This is a genomic window from Paenibacillus sp. CR_12 (assembly GCF_041953985.1).
Taxonomy (GTDB): Bacteria; Bacillota; Bacilli; order Paenibacillales; family Paenibacillaceae; genus Paenibacillus_AQ; species Paenibacillus_AQ lautus_A.
In genome coordinates this window covers 70,346-90,869 of sequence record NZ_JAVFHO010000005.1, presented here as the reverse complement: position 1 = coordinate 90,869, position 20,524 = coordinate 70,346, and the positions used below count along the sequence as shown (strand labels likewise).

The window sequence follows — 20,524 nt, the reverse complement described above, 5'->3', positions numbered from 1 at the left end:
CGAATGGTCCTAAACTTGAAATTTTTTGAAAAAAAGGTTTGACAGCAGAAGGGGGACTTATTACAATAGCAACATAACATACTAAACAGGTAGGAATTATAATATATTGTTCTCACCGTATCGACGGAGGAACGCTCGAAGAACAAGGGCAGGCACGGTTGCAAACCGGCTTGACTCTGTTCCGATGAGCCTTCCTCCGTCTTTTTTTGCCATGGGGCCTGTTTAGTAGAGAAGAATAGGGGGAGTGATCCATATGAAAAAGGTGTTGAAGCAAGGGGTTCTCATCGGATTAACAGTCATGCTGACGGCGGCGCTGACGGCTTGCGGCTCACAGAAAACAGAAACGGCCGCAACCGCCGGCGAAGCAACGCCTGCTTCGGGTTCAAGCAAGCCGAGCGTGGAACTGCTTAATGTTTCTTACGATCCGACCCGGGAGTTATACGATCAGTACAACAAGGCATTCGCGGCGCATTGGGAGAAGGAACAAGGCCAGAAGGTGACGTTTAAGCAATCGCACGGAGGTTCGGGAAAGCAAAGCCGTTCGGTTATCGACGGTTTGGAGGCGGATGTGGTGACACTGGCCCTCGGATACGATATCGATGCGATCCGTCAGGCCGGATTGATCAATGAAGGCTGGGAGAGCAAGTTTGAGCATAACAGCGCGCCTTACACCTCGACCATCGTTTTCCTCGTCCGCAAAGGAAACCCGAAAGGCATCCAGGATTGGCCGGATCTGATTAAGGAGGGCGTGGAGGTCATCACGCCGAACCCGCAGACCTCCGGCGGTGCACGGTGGAACTACCTGGCGGCATGGGGTTATGCACTCAAGGTTAACAACAACGACGAAGCGAAAGCACAGGAATTCGTGAAAGAGCTGTTCACCCATGTGCCGGTGCTGGACAGCGGCGCACGGGGAGCGACAACCACCTTTGTGGAACGCGGAATCGGGGACGTGCTGCTGGCTTGGGAGAATGAAGCCTATCTCTCGATTAACGAGCTGGGACCGGATAAATTCGAAATCGTGAACCCGTCCGTCAGCATTTTGGCAGAACCGCCGGTTGCCGTCGTGGATAAGAACGTTGACAAGCGCGGCACCCGGGAGGTGGCCGAAGCCTATCTGGAATACCTGTACAGCGAAGAGGGGCAGACGATTGCGGCGGAGAACTACTACCGTCCGACGCTTGCCAGCGTAGCCGACAAATACAAGGAGAAATTCCCGGCCATCGAATTGTTTACGCTCAAGGACGTGTTTGGAACATGGGAAGAGACGCAAACCAAGCATTTTAATGACGGCGGCATCTTTAATCAGATTTACGTGCCAGGCAGCTGATCGGCATAACCGCCGAAGGCAGGAAAGGATGAGTGGATATGACGGTACTCCCCGTACGGAAGCAAGGCAGAAATCATCGCAGGGTGCTCCCGGGTTTTGGAGTCGGCATGGGACTGACTGTCCTTTATATGAGTTTGGTTGTGCTCGTGCCGCTATCGGCGCTGCTTCTTAATCAAACCGGATTGACCTGGGAGAAGTTCTGGTCGGTTGCAACCGATCAGAGGGTGCTGGCATCCTACAGGGTCAGTCTGACGACGGCGGCGCTGGCCGCATTAGCGGATACGATACTGGGGCTGCTGCTGGCCTGGGTGCTGGTGCGGTATGATTTTCCGGGCAAAAAATGGTGGGATGCCCTGATCGACCTGCCCTTCGCCCTGCCAACGGCCGTGGCGGGGGTGGCATTAACCGCGATCTATTCCGCGAATGGCTGGATCGGATCGCTGCTGGAGCCGCTCGGCATCAAGGCGGCGTTCTCTTCCTTGGGCATCACGCTGGCCCTGATGTTCATCGGCATACCGTTCGTCGTGCGGACGGTACAGCCTGTGCTGGAGGACGCGGAGCGGGACACGGAAGAGGCGGCAGCCACGCTAGGGGCAGGCCGGTGGCGCACGTTTTGCACCATCATTCTGCCGACTCTGATTCCGCCGCTGCTGACCGGGTTTGCGCTCGCTTTTGCCCGGGGGATCGGAGAATACGGCTCCGTCGTCTTCATATCGGGAAATATGCCGATGAAGACGGAGATTGCGCCGCTGTTGATCATGACGAAGCTGGAGCAGTTTGATTATGCCGGCGCTACGGCGGTTGCCTTGATTCTGCTGCTCATCTCTTTCGCGCTGCTGCTCGGAATCAATCTTTTACAACACTGGACGCGGAAAACCGCGCGCTAGGGAGGGGGAACTCTATGGCTGGAACCGTACCCGCTGCCGTCCCGGCAGGGAAACGAGGCACATCGCCCTCTCCGGCTGCAGCGGAGAAAACCTGGGTGAAATGGACCTTCATTAGTTTGGCTGGCCTTGTGCTTCTGTGGCTTATTGTGCTGCCGCTCGTTACGGTGCTGTCCGAAGCGCTGAAGAAGGGATGGGAGGTTTATATCGCGGCCTTGTCCGATCCCGATGCCTTGTCCGCGCTGCGGTTGACCTTACTGGTGGCGGCGATTGCGGTACCGCTGAATTCGATATTCGGCGTCATCGCGGCTTGGACCATAACGAAGTTCCGCTTTAAAGGCAAAAATTTGCTGATTACGCTGCTGGATTTACCGTTCGCGGTATCGCCGGTTATCGGAGGCCTCATCTTCGTGCTTATTTTCGGCCGTCAGGGTTGGTTTGGCCCTTGGCTCGAAAGCCATGATATCAAGATCATATTTGCCGTGCCCGGCATCGTTCTGGCTACGTTATTCGTTACGTTTCCTTTTGTGGCCAAGGAGCTGATCCCGCTGATGGAGGACCAAGGGACGAAGGAAGAGGAGGCGGCTGTAACGCTCAGCGCCAAGGGCTGGCAAATCTTCTGGCGGGTCACCCTGCCCAATATCAAATGGGGACTGCTGTACGGCATCATTCTGTGCAATGCCAGGGCCATGGGCGAGTTTGGGGCCGTGTCCGTCGTATCCGGCCATATCCGCGGAGAGACCAATACGCTGCCCCTTCATGTCGAGATTTTGTACAATGAGTATCAGTTTTCGGCATCGTTCGCGGTGGCCTCCTTATTGCTGTTGTTAGCCGTGATTACGCTGCTGCTTAAAAATTGGTTTACGCGAAAAAATGCCCATTGACAGTCGTTTCCAACCCATGCTAAGGTTAATTCATACTATATTGGTTGGAAAAGAATGAATAATGATCGTTTACATTGTGAATGTGTCTTCGGCTGATGAAGATGAGTGAATAAATGAGGGCTTTGCCCGGTGAGGAGGCGTATCCATGGCTAAACCATTAAAAGTGGATGAAATGTGGCTCGAGCGCATAGCAAGCCTGCTGAACGACATGGAATTCGGTTCGCTGCAAATCGTAGTGCATGAGGGTCAAATCGTTCAGATGGAACGAACGGAGCGCAAGCGTTTCGAGAATACGGCCTCCGGAGCGGTCAAGACGTCAGGATCGTCCCGGGCATCCGGCCAACAGCGAAGAACGAATACAAGATGACCAAGCAAAAGCTACCAGGTACCGTAAAAAGAACTTCCGCCAGATAACGTGAAGTGCAGCCTGTCCAGTCGACATGGGTAAGACACCACGGGTGTTGACCAAGTAGACCAGGGGAACGCGCTTTGGGAATCATGCGGGAGTTCTTTTCTATTAGAGATAGAGTATATGAATAATACAAACAGCCCGGCCGTTGAATCGGCCGGGCTGTTTGTTAATCGTATTCATGTATCAGGCATCTTATCGCGACCGGAGCGGGCTGCTGCCGATCTCCGGCTCGCCTGCGCCTGTTGTTTCGCTTAGAGGATCGTGATCCCCGGCAGGATGAAGGAACTGCTCCATCAGCTCCGGATGGCCGGCATAGGGCCGCTCACGCCGCTTACGGGTGGCCGTTACCCGGAAACCCGCCAGATAGAGCAAGCATTGGGTAGCCAGAACGTAAGGCGAGGCTTCGCCGCCGATCAGATTAAATAAGGCCGAAGCCACAATCAGCAGATGCAGCACGGTATAAATCATGCCATGCGTTTTTCTTCTCGAATCCATCAATAAACGGTAGAAAGAGATCGTGGCAATGATATTGGAGAGCCATAAACACCAAACCTCGGGGCTTGCCCAGGCCGATGTTTGCCTGAGTTCCTCCGCAAGGACCGCCGTCCATAGGAGCGCGGCACCCAGTGAAAGGGCAGGTACGGCAGGTTTTAGGAGCAGCCACAAGCCCATCCCCCAGCCGGGCTTCTCCAGCCGTCCAACCAGCTCGTCGCGCTCCTTCATGAGTCTGTTGATCTCGCGGACCAGCAGCTTGTGAAGCGTCGTCAATCGGGATTCATCGCGATCGCTTAGAAAAATATCCATTTGTTCGTGGAGCTCACGCGTCAACAGGTCAGCGGATTTGCATTCCTGCAGAAGCCGGATCAGCAGATCCTCGGGGACGGCCGTCCGGGTCGGTCGATGGATCAGCGTGCCGAGAAGCCCTGCCAGCCTGGCGTAGACCGTCAAGGTCTGACGAATGCGAGCGAGCGAATCCTTGCGTGCACCGAGCAGCCGGGACGCACTGTATATGTACAGGCCCGCAAATACCGCAGTGGCAAGAAGCGCGGCCACGAGCCCGTCCAGCGAGCCAAAGATATCAACCATCCATTCCGTAAGGGACAAGCGGATCCCTCCTTCAATATTCTACCTTTCACTATTGCACAAGAAGGAAGGGATTTCAAGCCGATTCGGTAACAGGCAGCTATAGAGCGCATGGGGGTTGCGTATAACGTTACGTCATAGCTTATAGTCGCCTTAGGAGGGGATTGAAGTGAAACGAAGAAAAGGATGGATTATCTTGGGTAGCATTCTCATTGCGATCCTAGCTATACTGACGGTAGCAGGCTTTCTATTCAGAGATGACGGGTCGTTAAGCGGTTTTGTTACAGAGGACGGGCAGAAGGAATATGCGGCGGCTTATGAGGAGGCGATGAGTCACTTGCCAGAACCGGTTGAGTCGATCAAGGTTCATACCGATTTTGGCGTGGTGCAGCTCTACAAGTTCCAGGGGAGCGACACGCCGCACAAAACGCCTTTGTTGCTGCTTCCGGGAAAGGGATCTGCTACCCCCATGTGGGAGGACAATCTTAGCGGCTTTTTAGAACACCGGCCTGTATACACCGTTGATTTGATAGGAGAACCGGGTTTAAGCACAGAAACCAGACGGATTGAAACCGCTGCGGACCAAGCAGCATGGTTAGGGCAAGTATTGGATCAGCTGCCGGAATCAGAGATCCACCTATTAGGGCTGTCGTTCGGCGGGTGGAGTGCGGCGAATCTGGCGCTCAAGCATCCGGAGAAGATTCACTCGCTCATATTGCTGGACCCCGTCTATGTGTTCGGCCCCATTCCATTGAAAATGATACTGGCCTCCATTCCGGCGACGGTGCCCATGGTGCCCAAGCCGATCCGGGAGAAAATGCTCAGCTATATATCCGGCGGGGCTGAAGTCGATGACAGCGATCCGACCGCCAAATTAATCGAAACCGGTATGCGGACATTCAAGAGCAAGCTGCCCATGCCGGAAGCCATCCAACCGGAACAATTAGCTGAGCTGACGATACCGGTGCTCGGTATTTTAGCTGGACAATCGACGATGCACCATGCTGAAAAGTCGTATCAAACGGGGATGGATGCCTTGAAAGACCCTAATAGCGAGATGGTTTTATTTGAAGAGGCCTCGCATGCGATTAACGGGGAACACCCTGAAGAGTTACTGGAAACGATAGAAGCCTTTTTAGCGAAAATCGAGTAAGGGACAGGAAGGGATGGGTTCATGGGGAAAAAATATTCCGTAAAAGAAATCAGCCGATTGTCGGGAATAACACCGCGAACCATTCAGTACTACGATAATGAAGGGATTCTTAAAGCGGAGCGAGATGAGCTGGGGCATAGAGTATATTATGATAAACAGCTGTATGTACTTGAGCTGATTATGTTCTATAGAGCCATCGGTTTCTCTTTAAAAAAGATCAAAGAACAATTGATTGTGGGCACCGAGGAGCAGGATATCGAGAACATTCTAGATTACCAGGCATCGGTCCTTTATTCACAGAAAGAGAGCATCCAAGCCAAGCTTGACGGATTGCATGTGGCAAAGGAAATGATGAAAGAAGGGTACAACGTACCCTGGGAGCTGTTAGCCCATCTTATGCGTTCGTTGAATGAGGTCGATATGTCGGCTTGGAAAGAATACGAATTTTCGGAGGAAGACGCGCGGCTGTTTCAAAAAGTATTTGACTCTGAGCAGGCGGTATTGGATTTTTACAATACGTTCAGAAAAATATCGCTGCAAGCTGCAGCTTATAAGGCCTCAAACGTCCCCATCGAGTCCCGTTTAGCCAGGGCCTTAGCCCAAGAATGGCAACAGATGGTTCAACGTGTGACCCATGGCGACGAACGGATTCATGCTGCCTTTTTAGCGGTCGATAACAATCGGGATCAATGGAACGCTGGAGAGCGTCAGCTTGTAATGGAAGCAGAACAATATTTGCAGGACGTCATAGAGCGCTATGCTGATCGTAAATGAGCCGCATGCTGCCCGGGTTCGCTTCCAGTGCAGGAAGCTTGATCGTATGCTACTATTCATGACGGATCGGTTTTTCTCTTGGTAAACAATGTTTCCTCAAGGTAACAAAAGGGGCCGAGCCGCATATAGTATATGAATAAGACATCGAAGAGAGGGAGGGGCCGGGGTGATGGAAGTGCAGGTAAAAAAAGCGCCGCTTCAACGCGCGAAAATGACGGTCGGTTATGTACTGCTTCTCATGTTGACGGTTTGAAGGCGATCAGGCCTTTTACCCGAAGGAGAGGATAAGTTCCTTCATCTAAACATAAAAGATGGCGCCAGAGGACACACCCTCTTGAAACGCCATCTTTTTTTAATGCCATAATGTAAGGATCGCAACGTTATCGATCGGAGTCATGAAGTTCCTTCCAGTACCTGTAGTCGTGAATGGCGAACCCGGAGAAGGAAGGGTGCTTTTCCGCCTTGGTGCATACCTTGCTCAGCTGTTCCTCCATATAGGCCGTGCCTTCCTCGAAAAAGGTAATGTAAGCTCCCTCATTGCTGGACTTGGTCTCCACGGCAATCAGGGCCTCCTTGCCGAGTTCGTCGGCTTCCTTTAGCTCGGTCGCGGCGAGGTTGTATATGTTATCCGCTTGATCGCGATAGGCCATAATGACGATCTGGTCGAACTGCTTGATCATCCAGCGGCTGATCGACATCGACTGATCCGGCAGCCGGTAGGTATGCAGCCAGAAGGTCATGTCGGAGCCGATCGGCAGATTCAGCTTGTGCGCTTCATCGACCAGATAACGGACGCTCGCTTGCCACTGCTTAACGACCGAGGACTGGTTCGTTTTCCATTCGGCCAGCACATGCGGCTCGATATCGACATGGATGCCGGTGAAGCGCTCATTCGGGGCAGCGGAAGCTTGATATTCGGCGGTCCATTGAATAAACGTCTCCAGCCGGTGACGTTCCGATTCCAGCGCCCAGTTCGGCGCCCCGCCGAGGACGTGGACCTCGATCCCTTGCACTCCTGCTTGGCGGATAAAGCTGCGGTAATACTCGGGACGGACATCGCGGTTCATCTGCAGGTAGAGCACGTTCACTCCCTGGCTGCCGGCAAAGCTCAGAATGTCATCGGCGGAGTCTTTGATTTGCGGGGTATCCCAGAACCAGGTTGCCTTCTGGCTGGGTTTCGCTTCCGCGGCATCAGGATGAAGGGACAGACTGCTTAGCAGCAGCAGGCCGCCGGCGAGACAGAGAGCCAGCAAGCGGACGTATTGTTTTTTCATAGGATGGATGTTCTCCTTTTCATTACGATTTAAACATAAGCAATAGGACAATCTTCGACAAGCGTATACCATTAGTATTGCGTTAGAAGTCATTACGCCAAATATATATTTTCATAAATGTGCACTTATGTATTCTATCGGTGAAAACTATATCGCAATTCATAGGTCTAAAGATCTAATGTTTTGAGGAAAAATGAATAAGTGGAGTTTGAAGAGGTCTGCAAGGGGATAAGTAAATAGGAGGTGCGATCGACCAAGTACGGCTATACGCGGCACCGGGTGTTCATACTACTACTTAAGATATAAGAGAACCATTCCCCATCCTGGGTGATGTAGTATAATTTTTAAACGAAGGAGCGATGAACATGAAGGTAGCATTGATTGGAGCAAGCGGGACGATCGGGAAACGCATTACGGAAGAAGCGCTGCGCCGGGGACACGAGGTAACGGCGGTGCTGCGTAATCCGGATCGCCTTGAAGCGGAGCATGAGCGATTACAGAAAGTCAAAGCGGATGTGATGGATCCTTCGTCATTGGAAGAGGCTGTTCAGGGACACGATGCCGTGATCAGCGCTTTCGGTCCGAAGTTCGGCCAAGAAGAGGAGCTTGTAGCAGCCGCGCGGACCATTGTGGAGGGAACGAGACGCGGCGGCATAACCCGCCTGTTGATCGTTGGCGGCGCAGGCAGCCTGATCGCCGACAGCGGGGTACCGCTTATGGAAACCCCGGAATTTCCGGAAGAAATCAGACCGCTTGCCCGTGCGCATGCGGATGCTTACGACCTTTATAAGGAAAGCGATCTGGAATGGACGTATATCAGTCCGGCGGCCATCATCGAGCCGGGGAAACGTACCGGACAATTCCGGATCGGCATGGACCGCCTGGTGACGGATGAGAGCGGAAGCAGCCGGATCTCGGTTGAAGATTTTGCGGTAGCCGTGATTGATGAGCTGGACGATCCGCAGTTCATTCAGTCCCGTTTTACCGTTGCTTATTAATCGACAGGCATCAAGCGAAGTCGTCAGAGCGTTTGGGTAGGATATATCGAAGCAAAGGGGAGAGCTTGGATGTATGTTGTGACGTCCGAACAGATGAGGGCACTCGATAACTACGCGATTCGCCGCATCGGCATTCCGGCCATCGCGCTTATGGAAAATGCGGGTAAAGCGATTGCCGAGGAAGTCCTGAAATTATGCCTGGAGCGTCATGTCGCGAGCCAGTTACCGTCCTCGGCGGCCGCTCGGACATCCGGGAGCCATCAAGCCTACTTGCCGGAGGAAGAGAGGTGCGACCAGCCGAATTCCATATCGGATTATTCGGCAGCGGCAGAGGGCCCTTCCACCGGAAATGAGCGGGTTATCGAGATGAGCCGCCCGTCGCCTGTCATCGACGGAGACGCGCGATGGCCCACCGCGCTGGCGGCGCAGGAGCACTGGCTCATTCTGGTGGGCAAAGGCAATAACGGCGGCGATGGCGTGGTCGCCGCACGGCATTTGCGTGACGCCGGCATAAGCGTCACGCTGCTCTACGCCGCCGAGCCGTCCGCGCTGGCCGACGAGGCGGCAGTGCAGCGGGATGCCGCGGCAGCGCTCGGCATCCCGGCTCTGGTCCACGGCCGTGCCGCCGTGGACTACGGCGCGTACACCGGCATCGTGGACGCGCTGCTCGGGACGGGCGCGACGGGCGCGCCCCGCGGCGCTTACGCCGCGCTGATCCAGGCCGCGAACGACAGCGGCCTGCCGATTGTGTCCGCCGATATTCCGAGCGGACTGGACGCCGATACCGGCGCGCGGCACGAGCCGTGCATTTCGGCCGCGGTGACGGTATGCCTCGCTTTCCTGAAGCGAGGCTTAGTGCAGTACCCCGGCGCCGGGGCCGCGGGCCGGGTGGTGGTCCGCTCCATCGGCATTCCGGCATCGCTGTGCCGGGAGCAGGGCGTCGGCACGCATCTGCTTACCCCGCATGTCCTTCGGACGGAGCTGGGCGCCGACGTGTCGCGCCGCCGCGCGCCGGACGGGCATAAGGGCACCTACGGCCACGTCCTGACCGTAGGAGGCAGCCGCACGATGAGCGGCGCAGGCCTGCTCGCTTCCCGGGCGGCGCTCCGCTCGGGCTGCGGCCTGGTGACCTGGGCGCTCCCTGCCAGCCTGGTGCTGCCGCTGACCGGAGCCGCGCCCGAGGTGATGCTCGCCCCTGCGACAGAGGAGGAGAGCGGCGGCTACTGGAATGAGGCCTCTGCGGAGCAGGTCCTGGCCCTCGCCAAGTCCCGCGATGTGCTGGCCGTAGGTCCGGGGCTTGGCCGCTTCGAAGGAGACGACAGGTGGCTCCGCCGACTGTGGGAAGAGTGGGAAGGGCCGCTGGTGGTGGATGCCGACGCGCTGAATATGCTGTCTGCGGCTGGCGATTTCAGCGCCTGGAAGCCGCGTGCCGCGGCCACGGTGCTGACCCCGCATCCCGGGGAGATGTCCCGGCTGCTGGGCATTCCTACTGCGGAGCTGCAGCGGGACCGGATCGGTGCCGCCACAGGGTTCGCCACCGGGCACGGGGTTACCCTCGTGCTCAAGGGGGCGCATACCGTCGTGGCTTCGCCGGACGGACAAACCTACATCAATACGACCGGCACCTCCGGCATGGCGACCGGAGGCACCGGAGACGTGCTGACCGGCATCATTGCCGGCCTGCTGGCGCAAGGGCATGCCGGTCCGTCTGCAGCCGCGCTTGGCGTGTGGCTGCACGGCCGTGCCGGCGAGCGGGCCGCGCGGCATCGGGGGCATCCCGCCTCGGTCATCGCCGGGGATGTCATCGAAGCGCTTTGAAGCAAAGAGCAAGGGCCCTCATCAGAGGGCCCTTTTTCCATGGGAAGAGGCTATAGCTCTTGAATCATATCACCCAGCACAGCAGGGGAACGGCCAGGGCAAAGAACGGGGTGGCCAGCGAATTGCTGGAGAATGCATGCTTTCCCCACAAGAACAGAAGCAGCGTCAGGGTTCCGGCAGCGGCACGGAGCCAGAGCTGCTCCGGATGACCGCCCGTGAACAAGGCGAAGAACAGAAAACCGACCGCTCCATACACGGCAGCCTGTTTCCCCTTATGCAGCGAAGGCAGGAACGCGAGTATGGCATCGGCCGCGAGAGAGGCCGTCAGCGCGTAACCGTACACCCAGTGTTCTTGCGGCATGTAAAGGCCTAACCACTCCGAGGCCTGATCCGCGCCGGACGGCCACGCCCAATCCAGCAGACTCAGCAGCAGCACGACGATACCGGCGCTGGCCAGCTTGTTTAATGCATAAAACCCCATGTCCATCCGGGCGGACCGTTTGGGAATTCCGGTGTTCATTGTACACATCCTCTGCACGTTATTCGTGGAATCCTCGGATGCCTGCGGCATCCATGCTAGCTGGTTACCATCTGCCCTCCGTTGACGTGAATAGCCTGACCCGTGACATAAGAAGAAGTGATGGACGATGCCAGGTAAACATAAGCGGGTGCCAGCTCATAAGGCTGTGCGGCTCGCTTCATCGGCGAATTCGTTCCGAATACGGCAACCTCATCGGCGGAGAAGCTGGAAGGGATGAGCGGCGTCCAGACGGAGCCTGGCGCGACGGAGTTGACGCGGATGCCCTGATCGACCAGCGAAAGGGCCAGGGATCGGGTAAGGGAAACGATGGCGCCTTTGGTTGAGGAATAGTCGATGAGCTCCTTTAAACCGTCATAGGCCGTAATGGAGGCCGTGTTGATGATCGATGCCCCTGCTTTCATATGGGGCAGCGCAGCCTGGATCATGAAGAAGAACGGAAAGATATTCGTCTGATAGGTGTGATGCAGCTGTTCTTCCGTAATGTCCAGAATGCTGCGCTGCACATACTGGACGGCATGGTTGTTCACGAGAACATCCACTCTGCCGAAGCAGGCGATCGTCTCGTTAACCACGGCTTCGCAGTTTTTTTTGTAGCGCAGATCGATCTTCATTAAGAGGCATCGTCTGCCGAGCGATTCAATCCGCTGCTTCGTCACTTCCGCATCCGAAGTCTCATATAAGTATGGGATGACCAGATCGGCACCTTCCTTGGCGAAGGCAATGGCGGCCGCTTTGCCGATACCGCTGTCCCCCCCGGTCACAATGGCGATTTTGCCATCCAGTTTACCGCTGCCCCGGTAGGCGGGATCTTCGCTGATCGGACGCGGCGACATTAGGCTTTCAAGGCCCGGCTGGCAGTTTTGATGCTGGGGAGGGAAAGCGATGGGCTGTTCCTTGCATTCGGTTTTGGAGCCTACGTATGGAATGGGCTGTTGGGGATTCATTTCATTCCTCCTTTGGTATACGGGATGTTATTCATGGAACGTCGATGCTTTATCTCTATGCATTCGCCCAGTCCAGGGTGCCGGTTGTGAACAGAATAGGTGAAAGGTCGTGCGCAAACGCGCGGGTTACGGATTTTTAACGATGTCCTTTGGGCTATTGTGGTAAAATATTTCCAATTACATCAATACGGCCAAGGGGGAACGGTCACGGATGAAACCCGTCAAGCGTTCAAAATTCCGCCTGTGGGCAGGCAAGCAGTATTTTACGTACCGGCGTTATTGGGCATGGATGAGGAAGAGGGGCGGCATCGCCCGCACGCAAAGTCCTGAGCCGCTGCGATATTCGGTGTTCACACACCAAACCCCGCTGAAACGCCAGCTCAAGGACGTTGATATGTGGTATCAGCATCATAAGGTGATCAACCTGCGTCTGGCCGTGCGCCATCTGGATGGACTGCTGGTTCGTCCGGGAGAGACGCTGTCCTATTGGAGGAGCATTGGACGCCCGACCCGCAGGAAAGGGTATGTCGACGGCATGGTCCTGTTCTATGGAGGCTTTAAGGCCGGCGTGGGCGGAGGGCTGTGCCAGCTGTCCAACCTCATATACTGGATGACGCTGCACACCCCTCTGGAAGTGAAAGAACGGCATCGGCACAGCTATGACGTATTTCCGGATGCGAACCGGACCCAGCCGTTCGGAAGCGGCGCTACGTGCGCCTATAATTATTTGGACCTTCAGATTTATAATCCGACGAACGATACATACCAGCTGTCGGTATATGTATCAGAGGAGGATTTGATCGGGGAATGGCGATCCAGCGCCGCTCCGCTGCATCGCTATGAAGTATATGAGCGGGACCATCGCATTACCCAGGAAGTTTGGGGAGGATATGCGAGGCATAACGTCATTGGCCGCAAAGTGTTCAACAGGGAAGGCGAACGGATTCGGGATGAGTGGATTACCGAGAACCATGCGCTCATGATGTACTCGCCGCTGCTTGCCGAACAAGGAAGTGGGTCGTCCTGATCAAGGGAGGGGCCAGGTGCCGATCTTAAACCGTATTCGCATGGGGAGCCCTGTTCGTGATCGGTTAAATGGAGCGGGCAATGGAGAACATCGGTTTGACGCATTCTGCCGGATTGACAAAAGCGCGGACACATTGATACGATGATACTAATTCTGACAAGTTTGCTCTGATTTATGCCGGTTGATGTCGGATGCAAGAGCGACTGCTGACCGGAAGACTTTGCCGTATCCTGTAAAGTCTTTTTTTTCTGAGATTCAGGCTATGGCGGTCTGACTCTATATCGAGAGGACCTTACATAGCGATCTGATGGTGCGTGGATGAAATGGTGACATTATTAAGATAAGCTGAGGTGAACAATGATTATGGGGAAAGCTGTTATTATTAACGGGAGCCCTACAGCCGGATCCCGATTGAATGCGGTTATGGATTTTGCGGAGCAGGCACTGGCTGCAGCCAATTTCGAGGTGAGCCGGATCGACGTGGCCGGGCTGCCGCCTGAGGATTTGATTCATACGAAGTTTGAGAGCGAGCATATCGTCAAAGCCAACGGGCTTGTGGCCGAGGCCGATGCCGTGATTGTGGCAAGTCCGGTTTATAAAGCTTCGTTTACCGGCGTGCTTAAGACATTTTTGGACCTGATTCCGCAAAAAGGCTTGGCTGGCAAAATCGTGCTTCCGATGTTCATTGGCGGCAGTCTCGCGCATTTGCTGGCGATTGATTATTCGCTCAAGCCCGTGCTGTCCTCGATCGGGGCCCGGCATATTCTGGGCGGCGTGTACGCCGTGGATGCCCAGGTGGCGCGTACCGAGGATGGCGGGTTTGACGTAGCGGAAGTGCTTCAGGAGCGTTTGGCCTCCGCGATGGAGGAATTGATTGAAGAAACCCGTTACCGGACAGAACGCGCATAGGGATAGCGTGAGTGACGGCAGGGGTGTTCTAGCGATATAGATCATATGGAGGGATACCATTTGCAAAAGCTAGTGTTTTTTGTCGGCGTGGCCGGCACAGGCAAGACAACCGTAGCGAAGAAGCTTGCAGTCCGCATACCGGCTGCATTCCTCGACCGTGATACGGTGGGGGGACGGTTTGTCGAGAAGTTCCTGGAGAGCAACGGACTGGATCCGAACGACCGCGATTCTTCCTTCTATAAAGAGAATCTGCGCGATCTGGAATATGATACGACCAAGGATATTTGCATCGAGAACCTGGGTGCCGGGCAAAATGTCTTTATGATCTCGCCGTTCACGGCGGAGCTCAAGAACCGCGAATGGATTGAAGAGGTCATCGCATCCGCGGGATTAACGAAGAACGACGTTGACGTGAAGGTCATCGTGGTTGCGCTCAAGGACATGGATTTGCAGAAGGAGCGGATCATTGACAGACAGACCGAGCGGGATCAGTGGAAGCTGGATCATTGGGACGACTTCAAGAAGCGCGTAGATTTCGTTCCGGAAGTGAACTGGGATATTCCGCAAACGTCCATCAAGGTGTTTGATAACAGCGGCGATCTGACGGAAGAGAAGGTCGAGGAGCTCTATCAATTTATCGTAAGCGAATAGTAAGTATATCGTAACTACAGATTCAATATCGGATGAAAAATTGCGTCATTCCAGGTGCCGGCAAGCCCTGTGATGGCGCATTTTTTTGAATATCGGGGCATCTTCGATTGCTTCAAGGAAGCGGTTTGCCTGCTATCGCAGCAAACAGCGGGCTGCTCGGATTCGTTGTATGTCCAGGAATGCGTTCTATGAGAGTGTGCAGCCTGCATCGGGCGATGATCTGAATTGGAACCGAAGCCGGAATGTTATATAGTAGACTTGTCATGATCGGTTAACGTAGATTTCAAGGAGGGAAAGCGGTTGGATAACTCGGCTATGCTTGCCTATCTTCGAAGCGTTGTGTTAATGAGGGATCGCATCCCGTCATTTAACGAATACCCCTTTAATTTGCCGGCCGTAGCGGCTATGGACGGACTTCGCTTTCATCCGAAGGTCACTTATATCGTGGGCGAGAACGGAATGGGCAAATCCACGCTGCTGGAGGCGATTGCCGCGGCCCTCGGGTTCAATCCGGAAGGAGGGACGCTCAATTTCTCCTTCTCGACGGAGGAGACCCATTCCAGGCTGTATGAATATATTCGAACCGTCCGGGGCGCACGCAAACCGCGGGACGGGTTTTTCTTCCGGGCAGAGAGCTATTATAACGTCGCCAGCGAAGTGGATGCACTGGAGCGGGAGCGTCCTGGACTTTATGATTCCTATGGCGGCAAATCGCTTCACCAGCAGTCGCACGGAGAATCCTTTTTTGCCACCTTTTTGCATCGGTTCTGGGGGAACGGGCTGTACATCATGGACGAGCCGGAAGCGGCCTTGTCGCCATTTCGCCAAATGGCGCTGCTGAGGCGCATCCATGACCTGGTTCATGAAGACTCGCAGTTTATTATTTCCACGCATTCGCCGATTGTCATGGCTTATCCGGATTCGATCATCTACAAGCTGACATCCGAAGGCGTGGAAGAGGCGAGCCTGGAGGAAACGGATCATTACATGATCACGAAGGAATTCGTGAATCGCCGGGAAGCCATGCTTCATGAATTGTTTGCAGATGATGAGGAATAAACGGGAAAGATAAGGGCTCGCGGATCGCTAGATCTTGCGAGTCCTTTTTGCATTTGTCCTACCTATTATTGTACTGAACGTTTTTTGCTAAGGAATGAATGAGAGATTTTTCTCCTTAGATGCTTCTGATTTTAAGAATTAGAATGGTTCAATTTCTCGAAATAAACTTTGAATGATTTAAGTAATTATTCCGTTATCCCTCTAGAATTGGGATGAATTAGAATGAAAATCATGAAAATGGTGTTTACAAGTTAGAATCATTGAACTAAAATAAGAACGAGGTGAAATGCTCTGGAGAACGGAAGAGAAGCAAGCGTGGAGAGACTCATGGACATGTATCGTGAGTTATCGGATAAAATGACGAGGCATCGGGTCGTGTCTTTCTTGAGTCATTTAAGAAAGAACGATTTAACGATGAATCAGTATAAAATCCTAAGTTTGATCGAGCAGCAGGGACCGTGGCTTCCCAACCGGTTGGCTGAGCACATGGAGCTTAAAGCTGCAACGATTACTTATTTGGTGGATGCATTGGAACAACGGGGCTTGGTGATTCGAACGCCGAATCCGAGTGACGGACGCAGCCACTATGTCAATTTTACGGCAGAAGGCCGGCAGCTGGTGCTCGACGCGCGCAGCGAGGGGGATTATGCCGTCATGGAATCCTTCAAGCAGCTGGATGAGGACGAGGCGGATAACCTGTATATTTTGCTGCGATTGCTTGGCCGAAAGCTATTTCCAACAGAGTAAACGATATGAATGCTGAAGTAATCCTGCCTCCAGTTCTGTTATCAGATCCGGGCGGGGTTACTTTGTTTAGGAGGCTTCTTGTGAATACAGACGAAAAATCTTCATTTTGGCTAATTATGAGCGCCGTGTTTTTCGGCAATTTTCTCGCGGTGCTGAGCATTACCACCATCAACGTCGCCTTTCCGGTGGTGATGGAGCAGTTTCATGCCACGCTAAGCACAACCCAATGGCTGATGGCCGGGTATTTGCTGGCAACGGGGATCGTGGCCCCTATCGTAGGCTACATGGGGGACCAGCTAAGCTATAAGAGGCTGTTCGTACTGGCATTGACGGGTTTTACCCTCTCGTCGCTGCTATGCGTTGTCGCCTGGAACATCGAAACATTAATCGCGTTCCGGATCACGCAAGGCGTCTTCGGCGGGATGATCATTCCGATTACTATGACGATCATTTACCAGGTATTCCCGCGTGAGCGGCAGGCCTACGCTATGGGCTTGTGGAGCCTGGCTTCCATGCTGGCACCGGTGATAGGGCCGACCCTGGGCGGATGGCTGGTGCAATACTTTGGGTGGAAATCGATATTCATTCTGAATGTCCCTATCGGCCTGATATCGATCGTCATCGTAAGCAAATTCATTCCTTTTTATCGACTGACCGGGAAGAAGACCTTCGATCTCCTCGGATTCTTGACGGTGGTGGCGGGCAGCTCCTGTTTGCTGCTCTCCTTCAGCCATGGCAACGATTGGGGCTGGGGATCCTGGAAGACGCTCTCCTTGCTCGTCGCCGGTATTTTGCTGCTGCTGTTCTTCATTAAGTGGGAGCTCCGTATTCCGTCCCCGCTATTGCAGCTGAAGGTCTTCAAATTTCCCCGATTCCGGTACAGCTTGATCTTGAACTGCATCGTGACGATTTCCCTCTATACGGGAACCTTGCTGGTGCCGCTCTATTTGCAGACCGTGCTGAAGCTGTCCCCGATGGATACCGGACTGATCATGCTGCCGGGCGCAATCGTCATGGCGGCGGCATCGCCGATTATCGGCAAATTTTATGACCGGATCGGTCCGTTCCGGCTGGTCATCACGGGTGTCCTTATCATTGTGGCCGCTACGCTGGCTTTCAGCGGGATCGGCACGAATACGTCGGTTCTGTACATTTCCATGCTGCAGCTGGTTCGCTGCCTCGGCATAGCGCTGTGCAACATGCCGTTAACGAACGCCGCGATGAGCGCGGTGTCCAGCGAGTACTCAGGCCATGCATCGTCCATTACGAACTGGGCGCGCCAGGGGCTGGCTTCGTTATCCATCGGCATTTTCAGCGCGCTGGTGGTAACCAGAACATCCTATTACATGGGCGCCGGGGCTGTAACTCCGCGTGCGGCAACGACCATGGGCATTGATGACGTGTTCATGATCGGCACGATGGTGGCGGTGGTAGCCGTACCTCTTACATTTTTGTTACGGGTCAAAAAGAAAAAATCGGCTCGCCATGTCGCGCTCTGACCGGGCATGTCCCGGCTGTATGAAGAGGAGGAGCCTTCAGGCTGTTGAGACGGCGCAAGATGCCGGGAACCCGAATATAATCTAGCGATTGAACAAGGTTGAACCAAAGAGCTTGCATGTCGCAGGTGTAACCTTAAGGATCGTCGGATAGCCCGTTAACCGATGAGAGAGCAGCTGCAGGAGCTGCTACTCTTATTTTGTTTGTGCGCTCCATGGCTCGGATGAAATATGACAAAGCTGTTCTTTTATTCAATTCGCGGTCTGTGGTAGGGTGAAGTATACGATTGCAGGCGCTAGGAGGAGCTTATGGAATTTATACGGAAGCTGTGGGTTTTCGGTTATCAGCAGGCTTTGTCCTGCCTATTTCCGGTGATTATCTTCGGCGCGCTGGGACTGACCAAGGTGGTCGAGATTCCGGGTTTGCCGCGGTATGATCTCATTCTTCTCATCTGCGTCTTGGCGCAAATCGGGATGCTGGTGAGCAAGCTGGAGACATGGGATGAACTGAAGGTCATCTGCGTCTTTCACGTCATCGGTTTGATGCTGGAGCTGTATAAAGTGCATATGGGCTCATGGTCTTACCCGGAGGAGGGCTGGAGCAAAATCGGCGGCGTTCCGCTGTACAGCGGCTTCATGTATGCCAGCGTAGCCAGTTACATCTGCCAGGCTTGGCGGCGAATGAATTTGCGCATTACCGGCTGGCCGCTGCCTGTGCTGACCGTGCTGATCAGCGCGGCGATCTATGCCAATTTCTTTACCCATCACTACGTATGGGATGCGCGCTGGCTCCTGACCGCATTGTTGTTCGTGGTGTTTGGCAGAACCATGGTGTATTTCGACGTTGACGGAAAAACCTTGCGCATGCCGCTGGTGCTGTCGTTCCTGTTGATTGGTTTTTTTATTTGGATCGCTGAGAATATTTCCACGTTTCTCGGGGCCTGGACCTATCCGGGACAGGAACGGGCATGGAGTCTCGTGCATATCGGAAAAATCAGCTCGTGGTTCCTGCTGGTGGTCATCAGCGTCATCATTGTGGCCCAGCTGAAGCATATCAAGCAGGGGAGAGGCCCGTCCAAAGGCAATCCGAAGGGAACGGTCATGTGAATGTAGCTTAGCCGATTTGATCCTTCATGCAGAATCATGTATCCTATGGGTAATCGAGACGATGGAATTAGCGAGCCATAAGGCAAGCTACTTGTTATGAACATAGATGGTAGAAATCTTGGCAGGGAGGAGTATTCACATGAAAAAAAGATCATTGGCGTCGTTGTCCAAAGGCATGGGATACTCCACCGCTGTTTTCTTTGATCGGTCCGATGACGGGAGAAGTCTGTCCAAAATCGGATATTCGGCGATCAAGGATCCTTCATGCTATTCACTAAAATGAGGGAGCAGTGGAATTAAAAACACCACAGGTCGCTGGCTTGTGGTTGCATAGATCGGCATGTACACCACAGGTGCGCTGTGGTGTTTTTTGCGTTTCTAATGATACGAGCAAAGGAGAGGTAGACCATGTTCATGCAAGGTAAACAAATCTATGTCAAGTCGGTAGAGGAATCGGATGCGGAAGCGCTATGGAAGCTCGAGGTGGATAACCGGGATTTTTTTCAACGGTTCACGGGCTTAAGGGACGACGAATTCTATACCCTTGAGGGACAACTCGAACGGATTCGAAAGGCACGGGAATCCAGCAAGGCGGATCAGGCGTATCTCTATATGATTGGACTGCGGGATACCGAAACGATCATCGGGGAGATCATGCTGACGGAAGTGGTACGGGGGAATTTGCAGAGCTGCTGGATCGGTTATTTTTTGGACCGGGACCATAACGGTAAGGGGTACATGACCGAGGCCGTTCAAATGGTGGTGAGGTTTGCCTTTCAGGAATTGAAGTTTCACCGGATTGAAGCGGGCGTGATGCCGCACAACCTAGGCTCGATCCGAGTGCTCCTGAAGGCCGGCTTCCATAAAGAAGGCATCGCCAGGAAAAACGTGAAGATTAACGGGAAGTGGGAGGACCATCAGACACTGGCTATGTTGAATGAAGCCGATGAGGAGGCATCGTCCCCGATTCACCGGTACAATCCGTCCGTCATCGCCCCGCCGATCGGCCCGTATACCCATGTAACCAAGGTTGCGAGAGGGGCTGAGCTGTTGGTATTCTCCGGCCAGGTGGGGACCGACAGGGAGGGGAACCTGCCGGACGATAGGAAGGAGCAAGTAGAGAACACCTTGGCGAATATTCAGCGGGTATTGGCCTCGGAAGCCATGTCGGCGGATCATATCGTCAAAATCAACATTTGGGCGGTTCAGGAGATCGACTGGGATCATTTCCAACGGGTATGGGAGAAATTCCACGGGGGAATGGCGCCGTCCATGACGATGGCCTACGTGCCGGCGCTGGCGATGCCGACCCTTCAGGTGGAGATCGAGGTATGGGCAGCGAAGGGTAACGCTTAATGTAGAGGAACGGATTGCAGCCGTCATATAAGGCATAAAAAACCTCCGCGATCCCTGTTCAGGGGACCTCGGAGGTT

The 20,524-nt window shown here is 54.1% G+C and carries 21 protein-coding genes; 17 read left to right on the top strand and 4 right to left on the bottom strand.

The window, feature by feature from the left end; genetic code table 11:
* Nucleotides 1–253 precede the first annotated feature (253 nt).
* The 4 genes from RB297_RS19210 to RB297_RS19195 all read left to right on the top strand — a co-directional run bounded on the left by RB297_RS19210 (nucleotide 254) and on the right by RB297_RS19195 (nucleotide 3,465).
* The gene (locus RB297_RS19210; protein ID WP_036664629.1) at nucleotides 254–1,330 is read left to right on the top strand and encodes a sulfate ABC transporter substrate-binding protein; all 1,077 of its coding nucleotides are present in this window, start codon (nucleotides 254–256) and stop codon (nucleotides 1,328–1,330) included.
* A gap of 38 nt (nucleotides 1,331–1,368) precedes the next feature.
* Entirely contained in the window at nucleotides 1,369–2,217 is an 849-nt protein-coding gene (gene cysT / locus RB297_RS19205) for a sulfate ABC transporter permease subunit CysT (protein ID WP_375121160.1), read from the top strand.
* 14 nt (nucleotides 2,218–2,231) lie between these two features.
* Complete coding sequence (cysW, locus tag RB297_RS19200) at nucleotides 2,232–3,098, top strand: sulfate ABC transporter permease subunit CysW (protein WP_375121159.1); 867 nt, start codon at nucleotides 2,232–2,234, stop codon at nucleotides 3,096–3,098.
* 145 nt (nucleotides 3,099–3,243) lie between these two features.
* Nucleotides 3,244–3,465 carry a YezD family protein gene (locus RB297_RS19195; protein ID WP_009595967.1) on the top strand — a complete coding sequence of 74 codons (222 nt, stop codon included), beginning with the start codon at nucleotides 3,244–3,246 and terminating at the stop codon, nucleotides 3,463–3,465.
* Between the two features lie 237 nt (nucleotides 3,466–3,702).
* Here the strand turns inward: RB297_RS19195 and RB297_RS19190 are convergent, their stop codons facing one another.
* Nucleotides 3,703–4,614 (bottom strand): hypothetical protein, encoded by a 912-nt coding sequence (locus tag RB297_RS19190; RefSeq protein ID WP_375121158.1) that lies wholly within the window; start codon nucleotides 4,612–4,614, stop codon nucleotides 3,703–3,705.
* A 148-nt stretch (nucleotides 4,615–4,762) separates the two neighbouring features.
* Between RB297_RS19190 and RB297_RS19185 the strand changes: the two genes are divergently transcribed.
* Entirely contained in the window at nucleotides 4,763–5,746 is a 984-nt protein-coding gene (locus tag RB297_RS19185) for an alpha/beta fold hydrolase (protein ID WP_375121157.1), read from the top strand.
* 21 nt (nucleotides 5,747–5,767) lie between these two features.
* The gene (locus RB297_RS19180; RefSeq protein ID WP_375121156.1) at nucleotides 5,768–6,520 is read left to right on the top strand and encodes a MerR family transcriptional regulator; all 753 of its coding nucleotides are present in this window, start codon (nucleotides 5,768–5,770) and stop codon (nucleotides 6,518–6,520) included.
* Between the two features lie 380 nt (nucleotides 6,521–6,900).
* Here the strand turns inward: RB297_RS19180 and RB297_RS19175 are convergent, their stop codons facing one another.
* Complete coding sequence (locus RB297_RS19175) at nucleotides 6,901–7,794, bottom strand: hypothetical protein (RefSeq protein WP_192569833.1); 894 nt, start codon at nucleotides 7,792–7,794, stop codon at nucleotides 6,901–6,903.
* Nucleotides 7,795–8,159: 365 nt separating this feature from the next.
* On the opposite strand from RB297_RS19175, the gene RB297_RS19170 reads away from it, so the two are divergent.
* Together RB297_RS19170 and RB297_RS19165 are read left to right on the top strand one after the other, a co-directional pair.
* The gene (locus RB297_RS19170) at nucleotides 8,160–8,792 is read left to right on the top strand and encodes an NAD(P)-dependent oxidoreductase (RefSeq protein WP_375121155.1); all 633 of its coding nucleotides are present in this window, start codon (nucleotides 8,160–8,162) and stop codon (nucleotides 8,790–8,792) included.
* Between the two features lie 69 nt (nucleotides 8,793–8,861).
* Entirely contained in the window at nucleotides 8,862–10,610 is a 1,749-nt protein-coding gene (locus tag RB297_RS19165; RefSeq protein ID WP_375121154.1) for an NAD(P)H-hydrate dehydratase, read from the top strand.
* A gap of 64 nt (nucleotides 10,611–10,674) precedes the next feature.
* Here the strand turns inward: RB297_RS19165 and RB297_RS19160 are convergent, their stop codons facing one another.
* A complete protein-coding gene (locus tag RB297_RS19160) occupies nucleotides 10,675–11,130 on the bottom strand; it encodes a hypothetical protein (protein WP_192569831.1) in 456 nt (151 codons plus the stop codon).
* 56 nt (nucleotides 11,131–11,186) lie between these two features.
* A complete protein-coding gene (locus RB297_RS19155; RefSeq protein WP_096774632.1) occupies nucleotides 11,187–12,095 on the bottom strand; it encodes an SDR family oxidoreductase in 909 nt (302 codons plus the stop codon).
* A gap of 211 nt (nucleotides 12,096–12,306) precedes the next feature.
* Between RB297_RS19155 and RB297_RS19150 the strand changes: the two genes are divergently transcribed.
* From RB297_RS19150 to RB297_RS19110, 9 genes are all read left to right on the top strand, one after another.
* The gene (locus RB297_RS19150; RefSeq protein WP_375121153.1) at nucleotides 12,307–13,122 is read left to right on the top strand and encodes a VanW family protein; all 816 of its coding nucleotides are present in this window, start codon (nucleotides 12,307–12,309) and stop codon (nucleotides 13,120–13,122) included.
* A 363-nt stretch (nucleotides 13,123–13,485) separates the two neighbouring features.
* Nucleotides 13,486–14,031: an NADPH-dependent FMN reductase gene (gene ssuE / locus RB297_RS19145; RefSeq protein WP_375121152.1), complete on the top strand. Its 546-nt coding sequence runs from the start codon at nucleotides 13,486–13,488 to the stop codon at nucleotides 14,029–14,031.
* 60 nt (nucleotides 14,032–14,091) lie between these two features.
* On the top strand, nucleotides 14,092–14,682 hold the full coding sequence (locus RB297_RS19140; RefSeq protein WP_127595553.1) for a P-loop nucleotide/nucleoside kinase family protein: 591 nt from the start codon (nucleotides 14,092–14,094) through the stop codon (nucleotides 14,680–14,682).
* 300 nt (nucleotides 14,683–14,982) lie between these two features.
* A complete protein-coding gene (locus tag RB297_RS19135; protein WP_375121151.1) occupies nucleotides 14,983–15,741 on the top strand; it encodes an AAA family ATPase in 759 nt (252 codons plus the stop codon).
* Between the two features lie 327 nt (nucleotides 15,742–16,068).
* Nucleotides 16,069–16,488 (top strand): MarR family winged helix-turn-helix transcriptional regulator, encoded by a 420-nt coding sequence (locus tag RB297_RS19130; protein ID WP_009589289.1) that lies wholly within the window; start codon nucleotides 16,069–16,071, stop codon nucleotides 16,486–16,488.
* 80 nt (nucleotides 16,489–16,568) lie between these two features.
* The gene (locus RB297_RS19125; protein WP_375121150.1) at nucleotides 16,569–17,987 is read left to right on the top strand and encodes an MDR family MFS transporter; all 1,419 of its coding nucleotides are present in this window, start codon (nucleotides 16,569–16,571) and stop codon (nucleotides 17,985–17,987) included.
* 306 nt (nucleotides 17,988–18,293) lie between these two features.
* A complete protein-coding gene (locus RB297_RS19120) occupies nucleotides 18,294–19,091 on the top strand; it encodes a DUF817 domain-containing protein (RefSeq protein ID WP_375121148.1) in 798 nt (265 codons plus the stop codon).
* 139 nt (nucleotides 19,092–19,230) lie between these two features.
* On the top strand, nucleotides 19,231–19,374 hold the full coding sequence (locus RB297_RS19115; protein WP_176502450.1) for a hypothetical protein: 144 nt from the start codon (nucleotides 19,231–19,233) through the stop codon (nucleotides 19,372–19,374).
* A 125-nt stretch (nucleotides 19,375–19,499) separates the two neighbouring features.
* Nucleotides 19,500–20,447 carry a GNAT family N-acetyltransferase gene (locus RB297_RS19110; RefSeq protein ID WP_375121146.1) on the top strand — a complete coding sequence of 316 codons (948 nt, stop codon included), beginning with the start codon at nucleotides 19,500–19,502 and terminating at the stop codon, nucleotides 20,445–20,447.
* Nucleotides 20,448–20,524: the final 77 nt, after the last annotated feature.

Coding starts and splice junctions, on each gene's coding strand:
- RB297_RS19210 (WP_036664629.1), top strand. CDS start 254: ATGAAAAAGGTGTTGAAGCAAGGGGTTCTCATCGGATTAACAGTCATG.
- cysT (WP_375121160.1), top strand. CDS start 1,369: ATGACGGTACTCCCCGTACGGAAGCAAGGCAGAAATCATCGCAGGGTG.
- cysW (WP_375121159.1), top strand. CDS start 2,232: ATGGCTGGAACCGTACCCGCTGCCGTCCCGGCAGGGAAACGAGGCACA.
- RB297_RS19195 (WP_009595967.1), top strand. CDS start 3,244: ATGGCTAAACCATTAAAAGTGGATGAAATGTGGCTCGAGCGCATAGCA.
- RB297_RS19180 (WP_375121156.1), top strand. CDS start 5,768: ATGGGGAAAAAATATTCCGTAAAAGAAATCAGCCGATTGTCGGGAATA.
- RB297_RS19175 (WP_192569833.1), bottom strand. CDS start 7,794: ATGAAAAAACAATACGTCCGCTTGCTGGCTCTCTGTCTCGCCGGCGGC.
- RB297_RS19170 (WP_375121155.1), top strand. CDS start 8,160: ATGAAGGTAGCATTGATTGGAGCAAGCGGGACGATCGGGAAACGCATT.
- RB297_RS19165 (WP_375121154.1), top strand. CDS start 8,862: ATGTATGTTGTGACGTCCGAACAGATGAGGGCACTCGATAACTACGCG.
- RB297_RS19160 (WP_192569831.1), bottom strand. CDS start 11,130: ATGAACACCGGAATTCCCAAACGGTCCGCCCGGATGGACATGGGGTTT.
- RB297_RS19155 (WP_096774632.1), bottom strand. CDS start 12,095: ATGAATCCCCAACAGCCCATTCCATACGTAGGCTCCAAAACCGAATGC.
- RB297_RS19150 (WP_375121153.1), top strand. CDS start 12,307: ATGAAACCCGTCAAGCGTTCAAAATTCCGCCTGTGGGCAGGCAAGCAG.
- ssuE (WP_375121152.1), top strand. CDS start 13,486: ATGGGGAAAGCTGTTATTATTAACGGGAGCCCTACAGCCGGATCCCGA.
- RB297_RS19130 (WP_009589289.1), top strand. CDS start 16,069: ATGGACATGTATCGTGAGTTATCGGATAAAATGACGAGGCATCGGGTC.
- RB297_RS19120 (WP_375121148.1), top strand. CDS start 18,294: ATGGAATTTATACGGAAGCTGTGGGTTTTCGGTTATCAGCAGGCTTTG.
- RB297_RS19115 (WP_176502450.1), top strand. CDS start 19,231: ATGAAAAAAAGATCATTGGCGTCGTTGTCCAAAGGCATGGGATACTCC.
- RB297_RS19110 (WP_375121146.1), top strand. CDS start 19,500: ATGTTCATGCAAGGTAAACAAATCTATGTCAAGTCGGTAGAGGAATCG.